This window comes from Nitrospirillum guaranorum, assembly GCF_034653275.1.
GTDB lineage: Bacteria > Pseudomonadota > Alphaproteobacteria > Azospirillales > Azospirillaceae > Nitrospirillum.
Window position 1 is genome coordinate 5,001 of sequence record NZ_JAYEES010000003.1, and the last position, 16,768, is coordinate 21,768.

A 16,768-nucleotide genomic window follows, 5' to 3' on the forward strand; every position below is an offset into this window, starting at 1 on the left:
TTTCATCGTGCGGCGTTCACCGCGTCGATGGCCAAACATCTAATCGCTCATCACGTCGCCGTCAAGTATCTTTTTTCGTCGTCGTTCATTTTCTCAAATCAACGTCGACGCCGCAGATATGACACGGGCCATTCTATGGCTATTTGCGGCGAGACCATGAACTATAGGTGATCCATTTAGATCGCCACTAACCCATAAGATCCGCGACAAGACCCACGTTACTGGCCGATGCAGCGTTAGATGTTTTTACTTTTCAGAGAACCATGTCGCCGTTACTTGCGACGCCTAACCCACTGTTCGATTGCTGGGCAACCGCCCCTGGGGTCAGGGCGGCGGGTTATAGGGGAAGGTCCGGGGGCTGTAAAGCGCTTTCTTCACCCTTTTCGCTCCGCCGCCGCTGAAGGCTGCCTTGAGCGAATTCGGCATGTCGCCGGCTTGAATTAGCGGGGTGACCGCCACGGGCGGATGCGGGTCGCGTGTCCACGCGCCGCCATGGCCCGTCTCACGCGCTCTGCTTCTTTGCGCCGAAGGTGGGATTTTCCGACAGGTCGCCCTCATGCGGCACCACGTCCAGGATTTCATACCCCTGGGCGGCAGGGAAACGCAGCTGCGCCTTGCGCCGGGCCCGCGTGAGGTCGCTGGCGAAGAAGAAGAAGTAGCGTCCCTCCTCCCACAGCTTCACCACCCGGGTGGGCTCCATGGGCAGGCCCTCGGTGCGGCGGATCAGGACGATCCAGCCGGTTTCCTGCAAGCCGCGCCGCTCATCCGTCACCAGGATGCGGCGGTCCACCGATTCCAGGCTGTTGACCTGGTCGGCCAGCCCTTTCACATGACTGGTCAGTTCGGCCGATTCCACATCGTCGGCGGCGCTGGTCAGGCGCTGGGACAGGCTTTCCCGCGCCAGGGTGCGCACCTGCTGGCTCAGCACGAAGCGCCGGCGCTGCAGATCTTTGATGTTGCGGCGGGTGCGCCTGATCTGGCGCTGCGCCTTTTGAAAGGCGGGCTTCACACCGATGAGGACGATCATCACGCCCAGGACGATGCCGAACCAGTTCACGGCGCCGCCTCCAGCGCCATGGTGGCCGGATCGGTCAACGCCACGTCGGTGGGCAGGGACTGGGCATGGGTGATCTTGAAGCCCAGGGTCCGGGGAAAGGCGCGCTCGAACTCCGCGCGCGCCTCTTCCATGTTGGCGGCCCAGACATGGACCGGCACCGGCCGCGCCCAGCTGCTGTCGAAGAAGGCGTGCCGCTCCCCCCGCTTGACCTGGTGGGAGACGGAGCTGTTCATGACCAGGAATTCGAAAGGGCGGTTGGGCAGCAGCTCATGCCCCAGGATGCGCACGAAACGGTGGGGCGACGCCTCCAGCTCCCGCACCTTTTTCTTGAGCTGGGCTTCCTGGCGTTGGGTGGAAAACAGGACGGTGGCGGCCCCGGCCGCCGTGGACTTGCGCGCCTCCACCCGGTCCGACAGGCCGCTGGCGATGCGGGCGTAGCGGGCCAGGCGCTGGCGCAGGCCGCTGACGTCGGCCGTATGCTCCAGCACCATGCTATAGACGTGGGCGACCAGGGACACGAGCACGCTTATTCCGGCGGTGGCCAGAAAAACGAAAAGCCCGAACTCCAATATGGCGATAACGCCCTCGCCCACCCCAACGCCCCCTGGCGATGTTCTCAACCCCCAATACTGTAAATTATCCGGTGGCGGCGGCAAGCGATTATTTGAACCGGCCAATATAGTTAATGGCCGGTTCACGCGACTACATGAACAACGCTTCCTTCTCCAATCCCTTGTATAGTCCGGCCACCTGGGCACCATAGCCGTTGAATATCTGCGTAGGCACCGACTCGTTGCTGCCCAGCAAACGCTCGTGCGCCTGGGACCAACGGGGGTGGGGCACAGCCGGGTTGACGTTGGCCCAGAAGCCATATTCGTCGGCGTTCAGCAGGGCCCAGAAGGTCTTGGGCTTCTTGTCGGTGAAGCTGATTCGCACGATGGACTTCACCGACTTGAAGCCATACTTCCACGGCAGGGTAAGGCGTAGCGGCGCGCCGTTCTGGCCCTGCAAGGGCTTGCCGTACAGGCCGGTGGAGATGAAGGCCAGGTCGTTCGTCGCCTCCGCCATCGTCAGGCCCTCGACATAGGGCCAGGGATAGAAGGGCTGGCGCAGGCCGGGGGCGGCGTAGGTGTCGCGGCCGAAGGTCTGCAGCTCCACATAAGTGGCGGACGAGAGCGGCTTGGCGAAGGCCACCAGCTTGGCCAGGGGGAAGCCCATCCACGGCACGGCCATGGCCCAGGCCTCGACGCAACGGTGCCGGTAAAGGCGCTCTTCCACCGGCATGGCCTTCAGCAGGTCGTCGATGCCCAGGGTCAGGGGCTTTTCCACCATGCCGTCGATGCGCAGGGTCCAGGGACGCAGCGGCATCTTCTGCGCCGCCGTCACCACATCCTTGGACGTGCCGAACTCATAGAAATTGTTGTAGCTGGTGGCGGCGGCCTCCGGCGTCACCGGCCGGTCCAGCGTATAAGCGGGATTGCGCACCGGGGCGTCGGCCGCCCGCGCGACCCCACCGCCCCCCAGGGCCAGGCCACCGGCGATGGCGCCGGCGCCGGCCATGAGCGCACGGCGGTTGATGTAGACCGATTCCGGCGTCGCCGCCGATTCCGGCAATTCCCAGTCCCGCGTGGTCCTGATCAGCATGATGCCGTTCCCTCGTTTCCGTCGCGCTGGGCGATGTCCGCCCATTCCCGGCGCACCTTATAAAGAGGGGACGGCCGTGGCCATATCAAGGACCCAGCCGGCTATGGATTCGATAGCCGGCCGCGGCATCGGCCCCGCCCGCCGCCGAATCGGCCCTGGACTCGCTTTTCACTCGACAGCCGGGCGGGGCGGGTGTGTCATCATGCCTCGGGAGGAAGCGGGTGCCCGGACTGGATCCGGCCGCCGTTCCCCGGGCGCCCCAACGTTCCTGTCAGCAACGTTTCCATCGCCAGCATCTCGTCACCGCCTTCGCGTACCATGGCGCCCCCGGCTCGGCATGACCGCCCAGCACCAGGCCCCGGACAACGAGATCCGGAGGCTAAGGATGAGCAACGGCACAAGAACGGCGCCGCGGTGCGCGGCCCTGGTGGGGCCCTACCTCAGCGGCAAGACCACTTTGTTGGAAAGCCTGTTGATGGCCACGGGCCAGATCGTCCGCAAGGGCAGCGTCCAGGACGGCACCAGCGCCGGCGACGCCAGCGCCGAAGCCCGGGCGCGCCATATGAGCACGGAGGTCAGCGTCCACACCTGCGCGTATCTGGGCGACCCTTGGCACATCCTGGACTGTCCCGGTTCCATCGAGCTGGCGGGCGATGCCGCCCGCGCCCTGATGGTGGCCGACGTGGCCGTGGTGGTGTGCGAGCCGGTGCCGGACAAGGCCGCCATGCTGGCCCCCCTGCTGCGCTTCCTGGATGAGAACGCCATCCCCCATCTGCTGTTCGTGAACAAGGTGGACCAGCTGGGCAGCGGCGACGTGCGCGTGGCCGATTTGATGACGGCACTGGAGGGGGTGTCGCAGCGGCCCCTGGTACTGCGACAAGTCCCCATCCGCCAGGGGCGGGCCGTCACTGGCTATGTCGACCTGGTGAGCGAGCGCGCCTATCGCTATTGCGCCGGCGCCAGGTCCGAGACGGTGCCCATGCCCGACGCGGTGCTGTCGCGGGAACGGGCCGCCCGCCAGGATTTGCTGGAGGCCCTGGCCGATTTCGACGACGCCCTGCTGGAACAGCTGCTGGACGACGTGTCGCCGCCGCCGGCCGACGTCTACCGCCAGCTGAGCCGCGACCTGGCCGATGACCTCATCGTCCCCGTCTTCCTGGGGTCCGCCCAGAACGACCACGGCGTGCGCCGCCTGTTGAAAGCCCTGCGGCACGAGGCGCCGCCGGTGGACGTGACCGCCCGGCGCCTGGGCCTGGACGGCCCAGGGGGAACGGGGTCCGCGTTGGTTCAGCCCTTCCGCATCCACCATGCCCCGCACAGCGGCCGCCTGGCCTATTGCCGCGTCTGGCAGGGGGATGTGGCGGACGGCCAGGTCCTGGGGCCCGACCGGGTGGGCGGCATCTTCGCCCTGGGCGGGAGCACGCCCACCAAGATCATCGGCGCCGGGCCGGGGGCGGTGGTGGCGCTGGCCAAACTGGAGCATGCCCAGCCCGGCGCCCTGTTGTCCGCCAAGGGTGAGGCGGGCACGCCCCCGTCGTGGCCGGCGCCGGCGGAGCCGGTGCACGCCCTGGCCGTGCGCGCGGAGCAGCGTGCCGACGAGGTGAAGCTGACGGGCGCCCTGGCCAAGCTGCTGGACGAGGATCCGGATCTGCGCCTGGCGATGGAGGACGGGGAGATGGTGCTGTCCGGCCAGGGCACGGTGCATCTGGGCATCGCGCTGGACCGGCTGCGCGGCCGCTTCGGCCTGGCCGTCACCGGGCGACCGCCGGCCGTGCCCTACCGCGAAAGCATCCGGCGTATGGTGGCGGAGCACGCCCGTTTCAAACGCCAGTCCGGCGGCCACGGGCAGTTCGCCGACGTGCACCTGACGGTGACGCCCCTGGGCCGCGGCGACGGCTTCCGTTTCGAGGACAAGGTGGTGGGCGGCGCCATCCCCCGCCCCTTCATCCCGGCGGTGGAGGACGGGGCGCGGGAGGCCCTGGCCTGCGGTCCCCTGGGCTTCCCGGTGGTGGACGTATCCGTCACCCTGACCGGTGGCCAGTTCCACGCCGTGGACAGCAGCGAACAGGCCTTCCGCACCGCCGGCCGCATGGCGGTGCAGGAGGCGCTGGCCAAGGCGGAACCGGTGCTGCTGGAACCCGTGCTGCTGGTCACGGTCCACACGCCCACCGAGTTCACGGCCAAGGCGCAGCGGCTGCTGAGCGGCCGGCGGGGGCAGATCCTGGGCTTCGACGTGCGACCGGGCTGGACCGGCTGGGACCAGGTGACGGCCTACGTGCCCCAGGCCGACATGGGCGACTTCATCGTCGACCTGCGGTCCCTGACCCTGGGCCTGGGCGGCTATACCGCCCGCTTCGACCACCTGGCGGATCTGATGGGCCGCCTGGCAGACCGCGTGGTGGAAGGGCGCCAGGCCGGATATGCCGCGCAATGAGGAAAGAAAAGCGTTATGGTTAGCGATCGATAACTTCAAACAACAGGGAGGGGCCGGTGGCGGACACGGTGTTCGAGCGCCAGATGGCCATGTACACGACCTATCATCGCGACCGCCGCAACAAGGCCACCCATGCCGTGGGCATTCCAGTGATCGTCTTTTCCGTGGTGCTGGCCTGTAGCCTGGTGCGGCTGGGCGAGGTGGCGGGCCTGGGGACGGTGACCCTGGGCCTCGCCCTGTCGGCCGTGGTCTGGGCGCTGTGGATCGCCCTGAACCGCCCGGTGGGCCTGGCGCTGGGCCTGCTGGTGGTGCCGTCGGTGCTGCTGTCGGACTGGCTGGTGGAGCGGCTGTCCGTCGGCGCCGTGCAGGGGCTGGCCGGCGGCCTGTTCGTGGGCGGCTGGGTGCTGCAGTTGCTGGGCCACGTCTATGAGGGCCGCAAGCCGGCCCTGGTGGACAATCTGTTCCAGGCCCTGATCGGCCCCATGTTCGTGGCGACGGAGGCCCTGGTCGCCCTGCGCCTGGCCCCCGCCGGCCTGCATGAGCGCATCGAGCGGCAGGCGGCGCTTCGTTGAGGGGCCCTCAAGCGCCGGGCGTGGTCGCGCCCTGTTGAAAGAATGAATGGCTTGAAAGAACGAAAGGCGGCCCCGCGAGGCCGCCCTTCCCATAAGTACCGATGATCGGCCGGTCAGCCTTCCAGCATGGCCCGCAGCATCCAGGCGGTCTTCTCATGCACCTGCAGGCGCTGGGTCAGCAGGTCGCAGGTCGGCTCGTCACTGGCGCTCTCCGCCACCGGGAAAATGGAGCGGGCGGTGCGGGCCACCGCCTCCTGCCCCTCGACCAGCTGCTGGATCATCTCTTCCGCCTTGGGCACGCCGCGCTCTTCCCGGATGACGGTCAGCTCGGCGAACTGGGCGTAGGAACCCGGGGCCGGAAAGCCCAGGGCGCGGATGCGTTCCGCGATGTCGTCCACCGCCACCGACAGCTCGGTATACTGGGTCATGAACATGGTGTGCAGGGTGTTGAACATCGGCCCGGTAACGTTCCAATGGAAGTTATGGGTCTTCAGGTACAGCGTGTAGGTATCGGCCAGCAGGCGGCTGAGCCCCTCGGCGATGGCCTTGCGGTCCTGTTCGGAGATGCCGATGTCGATAGCCATTCTTGTTTCCTTCCGTTCTCTGGTCTGCCGGTCAAGGTAACCCCTTGGACAGTGGTCGGCAAGGGGATTTAGAATTATTCTAAATTCCGCCGTCGCACCGTTCCCCCTCCCCGCCTCGTCTCCGGGGGCCGGAATAGCGAGGCGGTTTGTCACCCCCGATGGACTTTTCCGGCGCCTGTGCTTAGGGAAAATGTCCACGGATCGGCGCGCGGATTGTGGCACACTTGCGCGTCGAAAATACAACCTGCCTTCGAGGGGCGCTTTATGGGTTTCGCCGGCGGCACCGATCACGGTCGCGCGATGATGAAGACCGGCCGGCGGGCCGGCACCGCCTTGGGTTCCTGCGTGGCGGCTTGCTTGGCGCTGACCCCCATGGTCCGCGCCGCCGCCGCCGACCTGACGGTGACGGTGGTCGACGGCGCCGGCCATCCCGTCGCCGACGCGGTGGTCACCGCCACGCCGGACGGCCCGGCCCTGCCGCCCGCCACCCCGCCGTCGTCGCTGATCGTGGACCAGATCGACGAGGCCTTCGTGCCCTATGTCATGGTGGTGCCCAAGGGCGGCACGGTCACCTTCCGCAACAGCGACCTGACCCGCCACCACGTCTATTCCTATTCCGAGGCCGCGAAGTTCGAGTTCGTGCTGTCGCCCGGGCAGATCGGCCAGCGCAAGTTCGACCAGGCCGGCATCGTGGCGCTGGGCTGCAACATCCATGACCATATGATCGCCCACCTGTACGTGACGGCCGCCCCCTTCGCCGCCGTGACGGGCAAGGACGGCAAGGCCGTGCTGGGCGGATTGCCCGCCGCGGGCGTCACCGTGGCCGCCTGGCAACCGCGCCTGAAGCCCGGCGGCACGGCGCCGCAGCAGACCGTGGCCGCCGCGGCGATCGGCACCCCCGTCACCCTGACCCTGCCCGCCCTGCTGCCCGACACCCGGCAGGGCGTCGACCCTGAACGCGGCGGTTACTAAGAAACGACAGGACGCGCCCCCGTGGCTCTCGGCTTTCGAAATCGACTGGTGTTGTTCCTGGTCGCCAGCCTGGCCGTCGTGCAATTGGGCACCATGGTCATCCTGTACGGCGTTGCGCGCTCGGCCCTGATCGACACCGGCAAGCAGCAGTTGGTGACCAGCGCCCAATCCTTCTCGCGCCATCTGGACACCCTGGCCGGCCATCTGGCGGAAGACGCCAAGATCATGTCGCTGGACTACGCCCTGCGCCAATCGATCGCGGTGCATGACAGCGGCACGGCCATCAGCGCGTTGCGCAATTTCGGCCGGCGCGTGGGCGCCAGCCGGATGATTCTGATCAACCTGGACGGCACCATCGCCGCCGACACCGCCCGCCCGCGCGAGTTGACCGGCCTGGGCCGCTTCGCCTTCCCCGACCTGCTGCCGCTGGCGGGCGAGTCCGGCCGGGCGGCGGCCTCCGGCGTGGTGGACGGTGTGCCCTACCGCCTGGTGGTGGTGCCGGTGCTGCTGCCCGATCCCATCGCCTGGATCTGCATCCTGGTGCGGGTGGACGACCGCTTCGCGGAGGAGCTGCGCGCCCTGTCCCCCCTGCGCAAGGATATCGCCCTGGCCGGCCAGACGGCGCCGGACGCGCCCTGGTCCGTGGTGGCCTCGGCCGGCGACCCCATGGACCCGCTGGCCGGCATCGCCGCCCCGGGGCAGCTGGCGGCGGCCGAGCCGCAGCTGCTGACCAAGCGCGGCGCCGAATACCTGGTGCTGACCACGCCCATCCCCACCGCCCCGGGCAGCCTCCCCATGATGGCCGTGCTGCAATACCCGCTGGACGAGGCGCTGGCCCCCTATCGCAAGATCATGCTGTACATGGGCGCGCTGATGGCCGGCGGCCTGGTGGCAGCGTTGATTGGCATCGGCCTGATCGCGCGCGGCGTCACCCGCCCGGTGACGGCCCTGGCCGCCGTGGCCCGGCGCATCGCCGACGGCGACTACACCCCCCTGCCGCCGGTGCGCACCAGCGACGAGATCGGGCAGCTGACCGCGGCCCTGGACGACATGGCCCAGGCCATCGCCGACCGTGAGGAGCATATCCGCCACCAGTCCCTGCATGACGCCGTCACCGGCCTGCCCAACCGCCTGAATTTGGAAGAGCAGGTGGACCAGGCCATCGACCAGGGCCACGGTGTGGCCCTGCTGCTGGTGGGACTGGACCGCCTGCGCGAGGTGACCAACACCCTGGGCCACGACCTGGCGGACCGCGTCGCCCGCGATGCCGGCGACCGCCTGGCCCGCGCCCTGGCCGCCAACGGCGCCGGCGACGCGGTCATCGCCCGGGTGTCGGAACACGGCTTCGCCGTCCTGCTGGTGGACCGCGACGCCGCCGCCGCCCATGCGCTGGCCCCGGCCCTGGTCGCCGCCTTCGACGCGCCCTACACCGAGGCGCCGTATGGCGAGGCGGACGTGACCGTGGACCTGGCGGCGGGCGTGGGCATCGCCGTCTACCCCGACCCCAACCCGGGCGCGCCGCCCTCCGACACCGCCAGCATCCTGCTGCGCCATGCCGACGTGGCGGTGTTGAACGCGCGCGCGGCCGAACCATACGTCCGCCTCTACGACCATGCCGCCGACCCGCACCGGCCGGAACGGCTGTCCCTGATGGGTGATTTGAAGATCGCCATCGAGCAGGACGCCCTGGAATTGGCCTATCAGCCCAAGCTGGAGCTCCAGACCGGCCGGGTGGTGGGGGCGGAGGCGCTGGTGCGCTGGACCCATCCCCGGCGCGGCTTCGTCCCACCTGACAGCTTCATCCCCCTGGCGGAAGAGACGGGCGCCATCCGCCACCTGACCCGCTGGGGCCTGCGCCGGGCCCTGCGCCAGTCCGCCGCCTGGGCGGCGGCGGGCCATGACCTGCGCATGTCCGTCAACCTGTCGGTGCGCGACCTGGGCGACGCCGGCCTGCCGGACCGCATCGACGCCCTGCTGGCGGAGACCGGCCTGAAGCCGGACCGGCTGATGCTGGAGATCACCGAAAGCGCCATCATGGGCGAGCCGGAGGCGGCCATCGTGCTGCTGCGCCGCTTGGCCGACCGGGGGGTGGAGTTGTCCATCGACGATTTCGGCGTGGGCCAGTCCTCCTTCGCCTATCTGCGCCGCCTGCCGGTGCGGGAGATCAAGATCGACCGTTCCTTCGTCAAGGCGCTGGATGAGACGGCGCAGGACCAGGCCATCGTCGATTCCATCATCAAGCTGGGCCACAGCCTGGGCTACAAGGTGACGGCGGAGGGGGTGGAGAACGGCGCCAGCCTGAACCTGCTGGCGAAGATGGGGTGCGACTTGGCCCAGGGCTATTATATCGCCCGCCCCCTCATGCCAGGCGCCTTCAACGACTTCCTGGCCAGCCACGCGGCCGGCGAGATTCCCTGGCAGGCCACCCTGCGGGAGGCGCGCGCATGAGCCACCGCGCCGCCCCGCGGCCGCTCCTTTTGGCCGCCGGGGCGATGCTGCTGGCCGGCGCTTCCGCCGTGGCGCCCCCCGCCCAGGCGGATGACGGCTTTCCGGATATCGAGTTCCACGGCCTGCTGGACGCCCGGGTGGCGCGAACCCCCGACGACCGCAGCACCTTCGACGGCGGCCTGGGCAAGCTGCGCACCGGCGGCGACCCGGGCTCGCGCACCACCACGCTGGAAGAGGCGTCGCTGACGGCGACCGCCCACCTGATCCCTGGCCTGGACGTCTACACCCATGTGCGGGCGGAAGGGGAACAACGCACGGCGGTGGACATCATCGAGGCCTATGCGCGCTGGCGCCCCGCCCCCACCAGCCCCTTGTCCTGGCAGGTGAAGGCCGGCGCCTTCTTCCCGCCCATCTCTCTGGAAAACGACGGGATCGCCTGGACCAGCCGTTACACCCTGACGCCCAGCGCCATCAACAGCTGGGTGGGGGAGGAACTGCGCACCGAAGGGTCGGAGGTCACGTTGACCTGGCGGCCGGACGGGCCGGGCGGTAGTCGTTTCGACCTGATCGGCGCCGTCTTCGCCGGCAATGACGGCACGGGCGAGATGCTGGACTATCGCGGCTGGGCCCTGATCGAGCGGCCGGCCGGCCTGCTGGACAAGTTGCGCCTGCCGGACGAGGTGCCCATGCACCAGCACCGCAGCCCGCCCGCCAGCTTCCAACCCTTCGCGGAGATCGACCACCAGCCGGGCTTTTATGTCGGCGGGCGTTGGACGGACCCGCTGGGAGGTGAGCTGTCCTACCTGCATTGGGACAATCGGGGCGATCCCAGCGTCACCAACGGCAAGGGCTACGCCTGGGACACCGACTTCGACAGCGTCGGCTACAGGATCACGCCGGCACAGGGCCTGACCCTGCTGGCCCAGGCCATGCGCGGGGGCACCCGCATCTACCCCACCGCCGCCAGCGAGAGCGACGGCCGTTTCCAGGCGCTATACCTGCTGGCCAGCCAGGAATGGGGCCGCTTCCGTCTCAGCGGGCGCTTCGACGCCTTCGGCACGCACGAGGACACGCCCGTCACCTCGCGCCCCCATTTCGATGAACACGGCAAGGCCTACACCGCCGCCCTCTCCTACCGGCCGCTGGCCTGGATGCGCTGGACCCTGGAGGGCGTGCACATCGACAGCCGCCGGCAGCAGCGCCTGAACGTCGGCCTGCCCATCGAGGCGCACGAGAACCAGGCGCAGCTGGGCGTCCGCCTGTTCTTCTGACCCCCACCCGGGTATCAGGCGGTGAAGGCGGGTTCCGCCAGCCGCAGGGCATGGGTGCGCACGTCGGTGGGCCAGCCCTGGCTGTACGTCTCCAGCCCCGCGCGATCGCCGGCGAACAGGGCGCGCGCCGCCTCCTCGAAGCCGGGGCGGTCGCCGGCCATGGTGGACATGAAACGGTAGGCCGCCTCCCGCGCCTGGCGCACACGGTCGGCGCCTTCGTTGGCGTGGCGGGCGGCGTCCACCAGCTTGCGCAGGGCGACGGAGGCCCCGCCCGGCTGGCTGTTCAGCCATTCCCAATGCCGGGGCAGCAGCGTGACCTCGCGCGCCACCACGCCCAGCTTGGGCCGGCCGGGACGCGGCGGGGTCGGCGGCGGGGGCGCCAGATCGGCCGGGAACACGGGCGCCAGGCGGCCGCGCACGGCCTCCACGGACCCGCGCAGGTCCACGTCCACCGCCCGCCCCGTCGCCTCATTGAAGATGAAGATCAGGCCCTCGTCGCCGGCGTCCTGCGCCCCCTTGGCCGCCAGCGCCGCCTCCATCAACGTGCCGGTGGCGAGAAAGCGCGTGCCGGCAAAGGCGGTGCAGCGCATGTCCGGATCCAGGCCCATCACATCCTCCATTCCCATGAACGACGCGATACCTAGGCCCGAAAACGCCTCAAGTCAATATTACCCGGGTAAATTTAATTACGGCCCCTTGCGCCGCCGCCCGCCGGGCTTGCTGCCGGCCGGACGGCCGGCGGGGATGGGCGCCTTGATGTTGGACCTCTCGCCCACGGTGCTGGCGCGCCCCTTTTCTCCCATGGCGCTGGCCCGCAGGGGTGTGGCGCCGGGATCCAGGCCCAGGTCGATGGCCTCCAGACGGCGGATCTCGTCACGGATGCGGGCGGCCTCCTCGAACTCCAGGTCGGCGGCGGCGGTGCGCATCTTCTTTTCCAGGTCGGCGATGGCGGCCTTGAGGTTGTGGCCCACCAGGCTGCCCTCTTCGGCGAAGCCGGTGTTCACGTTCACCCGGTCGCCGCGTTCGTAGACCGAGTTCAGCACGTCGGCGATCTGCTTCTTCACCGATTCCGGGGTGATGCCGTGGGCCTCGTTATAGGCGCGCTGCTTTTCCCGGCGGCGGCTGGTTTCCTCCAGCGCTGCGGCCATGCTGGCCGTCGTCTTGTCGGCATACAGGATGGCGCGGCCGTCGACGTTGCGCGCCGCGCGGCCGATGGTCTGGATCAGCGAGGTGCGGGAGCGCAGATAGCCTTCCTTGTCCGCGTCCAGGATGGCGACCAGGCCGCACTCCGGAATATCCAGTCCCTCGCGCAGCAGGTTGATGCCGATCAGCACGTCGAAGGCGCCCAGGCGCAGGTCGCGGATGATCTCGATACGCTCCAACGTTTCGACGTCGGAATGAATGTAGCGGACCTTGATCCCGGCCTCGTGCATGTAGTCGGTCAGGGCCTCGGCCATCTTCTTGGTCAGGGTGGTGACCAGGACGCGTTGGCCCTTGGCGATACACTCGCGGCACTCCGCCATCACGTCGTCCACCTGGGTCTCGGTGGGGCGGATGATGACCTCAGGGTCGATCAGGCCGGTGGGCCGCACCACCTGTTCCACGAAGACGCCGCCCGTCCGTTCCATCTCCCACGGGCCGGGGGTGGCGGAAACGAAGACGGACTGGGGCCGCATGGCGTCCCATTCCTCGAACTTCAGGGGGCGGTTGTCGATGCAGGCCGGCAGGCGGAAGCCGTAGTCCGACAGGGTCGACTTGCGCATGTAGTCGCCCTTATACATGCCACCCACCTGGGGCACCATGACATGGCTTTCGTCCACGATCAGCAGGGCGTCCTGCGGCAGATATTCGAACAGGGTGGGCGGCGGCTCGCCCGGGGCGCGGCCCGACAGGTAGCGGGAATAGTTCTCGATGCCGGCGCAGGAACCGGTGGCCACCATCATCTCGATGTCGAAGGTGGTGCGCTGTTCCAGCCGCTGGGCCTCCAGCAGCTTGCCTTGGGCGGTGAACTCCTCCAGCCGCAGCTTCAGGTCACGCTTCATCTGCTCCACGGCCTGCAGCAGGGTGGGCTTGGGCGTGACGTAGTGGCTGTTGGCGTAGATGCGCACCTCTTTCAGGCTGGCGATCTTCTCGCCCGTCAGGGGATCGATCTCCTGGATGGCCTCCAGCTCATCCCCGAACAGGGAGAAGCGCCAGGCGCGATCCTCCATGTGGGCGGGGAACAGCTCGATGGTGTCGCCGCGCACACGGAAGGAACCGCGGCCGAAGCCGATGTCGTTGCGGCGGTACTGCAATTCCACCAGCCGCTGCAGGAAATGGGTGCGGTTCAGCACATGCCCCACCTTCACCGGCAGGGTCATCTCCGAATAGGTCTCGACCGAGCCGATACCGTAGATGCACGACACCGAGGCCACGATGATGCAGTCGCGCCGCTCCAGCAGCGAGCGCGTGGCGGCATGGCGCATGCGGTCGATCTGCTCGTTGATCGAGCTTTCCTTCTCGATATAGGTGTCGGTGCGCGGAACGTAGGCCTCGGGCTGGTAATAGTCGTAATAGCTGACGAAGTACTCCACCGCGTTGTCGGGGAAGAAGCTCTTCATCTCCCCATACAGCTGGGCCGCCAGCGTCTTGTTGGGCGCCAGGATCAGGGTGGGCCGCTGCAGCCGTTCGATGACGTGCGCCATGGTGAAGGTCTTGCCCGAACCGGTCACGCCCAGCAGCACCTGGTCGCGCTCCCCGCCATGGATACCTTCCAGCAATTCCTTGATGGCCTGCGGCTGGTCGCCGGCCGGCTGGAATTCAGAGTGGATGCGCAGGGGGACGCCGTCCATGGCCGGCGGCAGGGCGCTTCCCCGCGGCATGGTCATGGGCAACGGCAGGTTGGGTTCGATCGTATGGGCATCGTGCGGCATGGCCTCAAGGTAGGCTGCGCCGCGCCACTTTTCCAGGCCGCTTGGCGGCTTTTGCGGGGGGCCGCCCTTTCGCGCCGCCTTCCTCGTCGCGGCCGGCGTTGCTGGTGTTGGCCCCGCTGCGCGCCAGCGCCTTGGACAGGGGCTCCCACGCCGCGGCCATGGCCTCGCTCTCCGTTCCGTCCTCGCGCGCCATGGACTTCAAGGTCGCCAGGAAATCACCCGCCAGGCAGGCGGTGCTGGGCACGCCGCTGGTGAACTCCGTCCCGTCGGGGAACACCACCAGCACGCGCAGGCGCACCATGGGGAAGCGCGCCTTCATGATGTGGATCAGCGGCTGGACCTGGACCACGGGGTTCACGAAGAAACCGACCCGGCCGCTGGCCGCCAGATAGCGCCACTGCCCCGCCTTGGTCTGGGCGCTGATGCGGCCACCCATGTCGGCCGGCGCGCTCATCACCATCAGCACGCTGGCCGGCAGGCGGATCAGGTGGTCGACGCGCAGCGCCTTGCCCTGCTTGTCCCGGATGTAGATGCCATGCACCACGGAATAGCCGGCGTCGTCCAGCGCCAGCTTGCGGCGGTAAGCCTCGGCGTTGTAGCGCCGGCGGGACAAGGCGCGGGTCTTGGGCCGCAGGGCCCACATCACCACCAGCATGAGCACGATGATGACAAGCGCCACCGTGCCGATGGTGACCATCTGGCTGACGCCCATGAGCTGGGGGGCCTGATCGCTGATATCCTGCGCCATGCCGGTTGATTACCCCATCCGCGCCCGGGCTGTCATCATGGCCACGCGTGGCGGCACGCATCTTAATGTCGCGGGTCCCACGGCGGGGCAGGCGCGGCATGCGCGGGCTGCGGTTGTGCCCATTTTTTGCCGGGCGTAAGGTCCGCCGCGGATTTTCCTTTCCCAACAAGGGTAGCCGTCATGTCGATCGTTGCCGAGCGTCTCGCCCGGATTAAACCGTCCCAGACCATCGCCGTCACCGCCAAGGCCCGCGCGCTGAAGGCCGCCGGCCGCGATATCATCGGCCTGGGCGCCGGCGAACCGGATTTCGACACGCCCGACAACATCAAGCAGGCCGCCATCCGCGCCATCCAGCAGGGGCAGACCAAGTACACCGACGTCGACGGCACGCCGGAGCTGAAGCGCGCCGTCTGCCTGAAGTTCAAGCGCGAGAACGGCCTAGACTACAAGCCGGAGCAGGTCAGCGTCGGCACCGGCGGCAAGCAGGTGATCTTCAACGCCATGATGGCCACCCTGTCGCCCGGCGACGAGGTCATCATCCCCGCCCCCTACTGGGTCAGCTATCCCGACATCGTGCTGATGGCCGAGGGCACCCCGGTGTTCGTGGAGTGCGGGGCCGAGAGCGGCTTCAAGATGCGGGCCGACCAGCTGGAGCGCGCCATCACCCCGCGCACCAAGTGGGTCATGCTGAACAGCCCGTCCAACCCGTCGGGCGCGGCCTACACCTATGACGAGATGAAGGCCCTGACCGACGTGCTGGTGCGCCACCCGCACGTCTGGGTGTTCACCGACGACATGTATGAGCACCTGGTCTACGACGGCTTCACCTTCGTGACCCCGGCCCAGGTGGAGCCGGCCCTGTACGACCGCACCCTGACGGTCAACGGCGTGTCCAAGGCCTATGCCATGACCGGCTGGCGCATCGGCTACGGCGCCGGTCCCACGCAGCTGATCAAGGCCATGGCCAACGTGCAGAGCCAGTCCACCAGCAACCCCTCCTCCATCAGCCAGGCGGCGGCGGTGGAGGCCCTGGTGGGCCCGCAGGACTTCATCAAGGAACGCGCCGAGGTCTTCCGCCAGCGCCGCGACCTGGTGGTGTCCATGCTGAACCAGGCCACCGGCATCCATTGCCCGCGCCCCGAAGGCGCGTTCTACGTCTATCCGTCCTGCGCCGGCACCCTGGGCAAGACCACGCCCAGCGGCGCCGTGCTGAACACGGATGAGGACTTCGTCACCTATCTGCTTGAATCGGAAGGGGTGGCCGTGGTCCAGGGCAGCGCCTTCGGCCTGGCCCCGCATTTCCGCATCAGCTACGCGACCTCGACCGAGGCGCTGGAGGAAGCCTGCCGCCGCATCCAGCGCGCGACCGCCGCGCTGCGCTGAGCAGCGGCTTCATAGCGAACGGCAACGGCCGCCCCATCATTGGGGCGGCCGTTTTCGCTTGGGGCTTACTTGGGACTCCACCGTGGGCTGTCGGGCGATTCCGCCGGGGTGCGCAGGGGCTGGGCCAGGACCACCACCCAGATGTAGGCGTCGTTGGGCCCATTGGGCGTGGGGTTGGCCACGCGGGCCACGCCCACGTCGGTCATGCCGGGGGTGGCCAGGGCGCCGACGGTGGAGCCGGTGTCCTGCCAGATGGCCAGCGGCTGGCCGGGGTCGCCGGACGCCCGCGCCTCCAGCGCGATGTCCTGCATGGGAACGTAGAGCGAGTGGATCAGGCCCTGGCGCAGGTCCGGCGTCTCCGTCCCGCTGGCCAGCGCCATCGCCCGGGCGGCGGCGGCATCGTCCAGCACCGGCTGGCGGCTGAGCGCCGGCAGCCCGGCCTGGATGCGTGTCTTCTGCAGGAAGTCGACGAGCGTCTCCGCCGCCTGGCGGTCGGCGGCGTTCATCGTGACGGGCGTGCCGGCGGGCACGGCCGCCACCGCGTGGTTGAACAGGCCATCCATCGCACCACCCGACGCCAGCAGGGCGGTCGTGAGCATCAGGGTCTTCAGCACGCGCATGGGGTACTCCATTCTTATTTGTCGTGTTGGGCGACCCGCCGCTGGCGGGAATGGCAGCCATCGCCTATCGCGATCCAAACCCAGCTTAGGATGTGAGTGTGGCGGAAAATCGACCATGGGTGG

Annotated in this window: 14 protein-coding genes; 6 read left to right on the plus strand and 8 right to left on the minus strand. The window is 68.6% G+C overall.

Going from position 1 to position 16,768, the window contains the following annotated elements:
* Nucleotides 1-502: 502 nt before the first annotated feature.
* From UAJ10_RS08850 to msrP, 3 genes are all read right to left on the minus strand, one after another.
* A complete protein-coding gene (locus UAJ10_RS08850) occupies nt 503-1,057 on the minus strand; it encodes a hypothetical protein (protein ID WP_322915024.1) in 555 nt (184 codons plus the stop codon).
* Nucleotides 1,054-1,581, minus strand: coding sequence for a hypothetical protein (locus UAJ10_RS08855; RefSeq protein ID WP_322915025.1), 528 nt, complete (start codon nt 1,579-1,581; stop codon nt 1,054-1,056). Before UAJ10_RS08855 ends, UAJ10_RS08850 begins: the two co-directional genes overlap by 4 nt.
* 178 nt (nt 1,582-1,759) lie before the next feature.
* Nucleotides 1,760-2,701 carry a protein-methionine-sulfoxide reductase catalytic subunit MsrP gene (msrP, locus tag UAJ10_RS08860; protein WP_322915026.1) on the minus strand — a complete coding sequence of 314 codons (942 nt, stop codon included), beginning with the start codon at nt 2,699-2,701 and terminating at the stop codon, nt 1,760-1,762.
* Between the two features lie 385 nt (nt 2,702-3,086).
* Here msrP and UAJ10_RS08865 point away from each other — a divergent pair, with 385 nt between their 5' ends.
* Together UAJ10_RS08865 and UAJ10_RS08870 are read left to right on the plus strand one after the other, a co-directional pair.
* Nucleotides 3,087-5,135 carry an elongation factor G gene (locus UAJ10_RS08865; RefSeq protein ID WP_322915027.1) on the plus strand — a complete coding sequence of 683 codons (2,049 nt, stop codon included), beginning with the start codon at nt 3,087-3,089 and terminating at the stop codon, nt 5,133-5,135.
* Between the two features lie 56 nt (nt 5,136-5,191).
* On the plus strand, nt 5,192-5,707 hold the full coding sequence (locus UAJ10_RS08870) for an Mpo1 family 2-hydroxy fatty acid dioxygenase (protein WP_322915028.1): 516 nt from the start codon (nt 5,192-5,194) through the stop codon (nt 5,705-5,707).
* Nucleotides 5,708-5,820: 113 nt separating this feature from the next.
* On the opposite strand, the gene UAJ10_RS08875 is transcribed toward UAJ10_RS08870, so the two are convergent.
* The gene (locus tag UAJ10_RS08875; RefSeq protein ID WP_145613550.1) at nt 5,821-6,291 is read right to left on the minus strand and encodes a Dps family protein; all 471 of its coding nucleotides are present in this window, start codon (nt 6,289-6,291) and stop codon (nt 5,821-5,823) included.
* A 264-nt stretch (nt 6,292-6,555) separates the two neighbouring features.
* On the opposite strand from UAJ10_RS08875, the gene UAJ10_RS08880 reads away from it, so the two are divergent.
* Genes UAJ10_RS08880 through UAJ10_RS08890 form a run of 3 tightly spaced genes read left to right on the plus strand, consistent with a single transcriptional unit; the run spans nt 6,556 to nt 10,982 of the window.
* Nucleotides 6,556-7,263, plus strand: a complete 708-nt coding sequence (locus UAJ10_RS08880) for a cupredoxin domain-containing protein (RefSeq protein WP_322915029.1) — start codon at nt 6,556-6,558, stop codon at nt 7,261-7,263.
* Between the two features lie 48 nt (nt 7,264-7,311).
* The gene (locus UAJ10_RS08885; protein ID WP_322915030.1) at nt 7,312-9,711 is read left to right on the plus strand and encodes a putative bifunctional diguanylate cyclase/phosphodiesterase; all 2,400 of its coding nucleotides are present in this window, start codon (nt 7,312-7,314) and stop codon (nt 9,709-9,711) included.
* Nucleotides 9,708-10,982, plus strand: coding sequence for a hypothetical protein (locus UAJ10_RS08890; protein WP_322915031.1), 1,275 nt, complete (start codon nt 9,708-9,710; stop codon nt 10,980-10,982). The genes UAJ10_RS08885 and UAJ10_RS08890 overlap by 4 nt, the downstream gene beginning before the upstream one ends.
* Before the next feature lie 14 nt (nt 10,983-10,996).
* Here UAJ10_RS08890 and UAJ10_RS08895 read toward each other — a convergent pair whose 3' ends face one another.
* The 3 genes from UAJ10_RS08895 to UAJ10_RS08905 all read right to left on the minus strand — a co-directional run bounded on the left by UAJ10_RS08895 (nt 10,997) and on the right by UAJ10_RS08905 (nt 14,642).
* On the minus strand, nt 10,997-11,590 hold the full coding sequence (locus UAJ10_RS08895) for a DUF2239 family protein (protein ID WP_322915032.1): 594 nt from the start codon (nt 11,588-11,590) through the stop codon (nt 10,997-10,999).
* A 78-nt stretch (nt 11,591-11,668) separates the two neighbouring features.
* The gene (uvrB, locus tag UAJ10_RS08900; protein ID WP_416235390.1) at nt 11,669-13,849 is read right to left on the minus strand and encodes an excinuclease ABC subunit UvrB; all 2,181 of its coding nucleotides are present in this window, start codon (nt 13,847-13,849) and stop codon (nt 11,669-11,671) included.
* Between the two features lie 49 nt (nt 13,850-13,898).
* Nucleotides 13,899-14,642, minus strand: a complete 744-nt coding sequence (locus UAJ10_RS08905; protein ID WP_322915033.1) for an NERD domain-containing protein — start codon at nt 14,640-14,642, stop codon at nt 13,899-13,901.
* Between the two features lie 180 nt (nt 14,643-14,822).
* On the opposite strand from UAJ10_RS08905, the gene UAJ10_RS08910 reads away from it, so the two are divergent.
* Entirely contained in the window at nt 14,823-16,025 is a 1,203-nt protein-coding gene (locus UAJ10_RS08910; protein ID WP_322915034.1) for a pyridoxal phosphate-dependent aminotransferase, read from the plus strand.
* Nucleotides 16,026-16,090: 65 nt separating this feature from the next.
* Here UAJ10_RS08910 and UAJ10_RS08915 read toward each other — a convergent pair whose 3' ends face one another.
* Complete coding sequence (locus UAJ10_RS08915) at nt 16,091-16,645, minus strand: hypothetical protein (RefSeq protein WP_322915035.1); 555 nt, start codon at nt 16,643-16,645, stop codon at nt 16,091-16,093.
* Between the last annotated feature and the right edge of the window lie 123 nt (nt 16,646-16,768).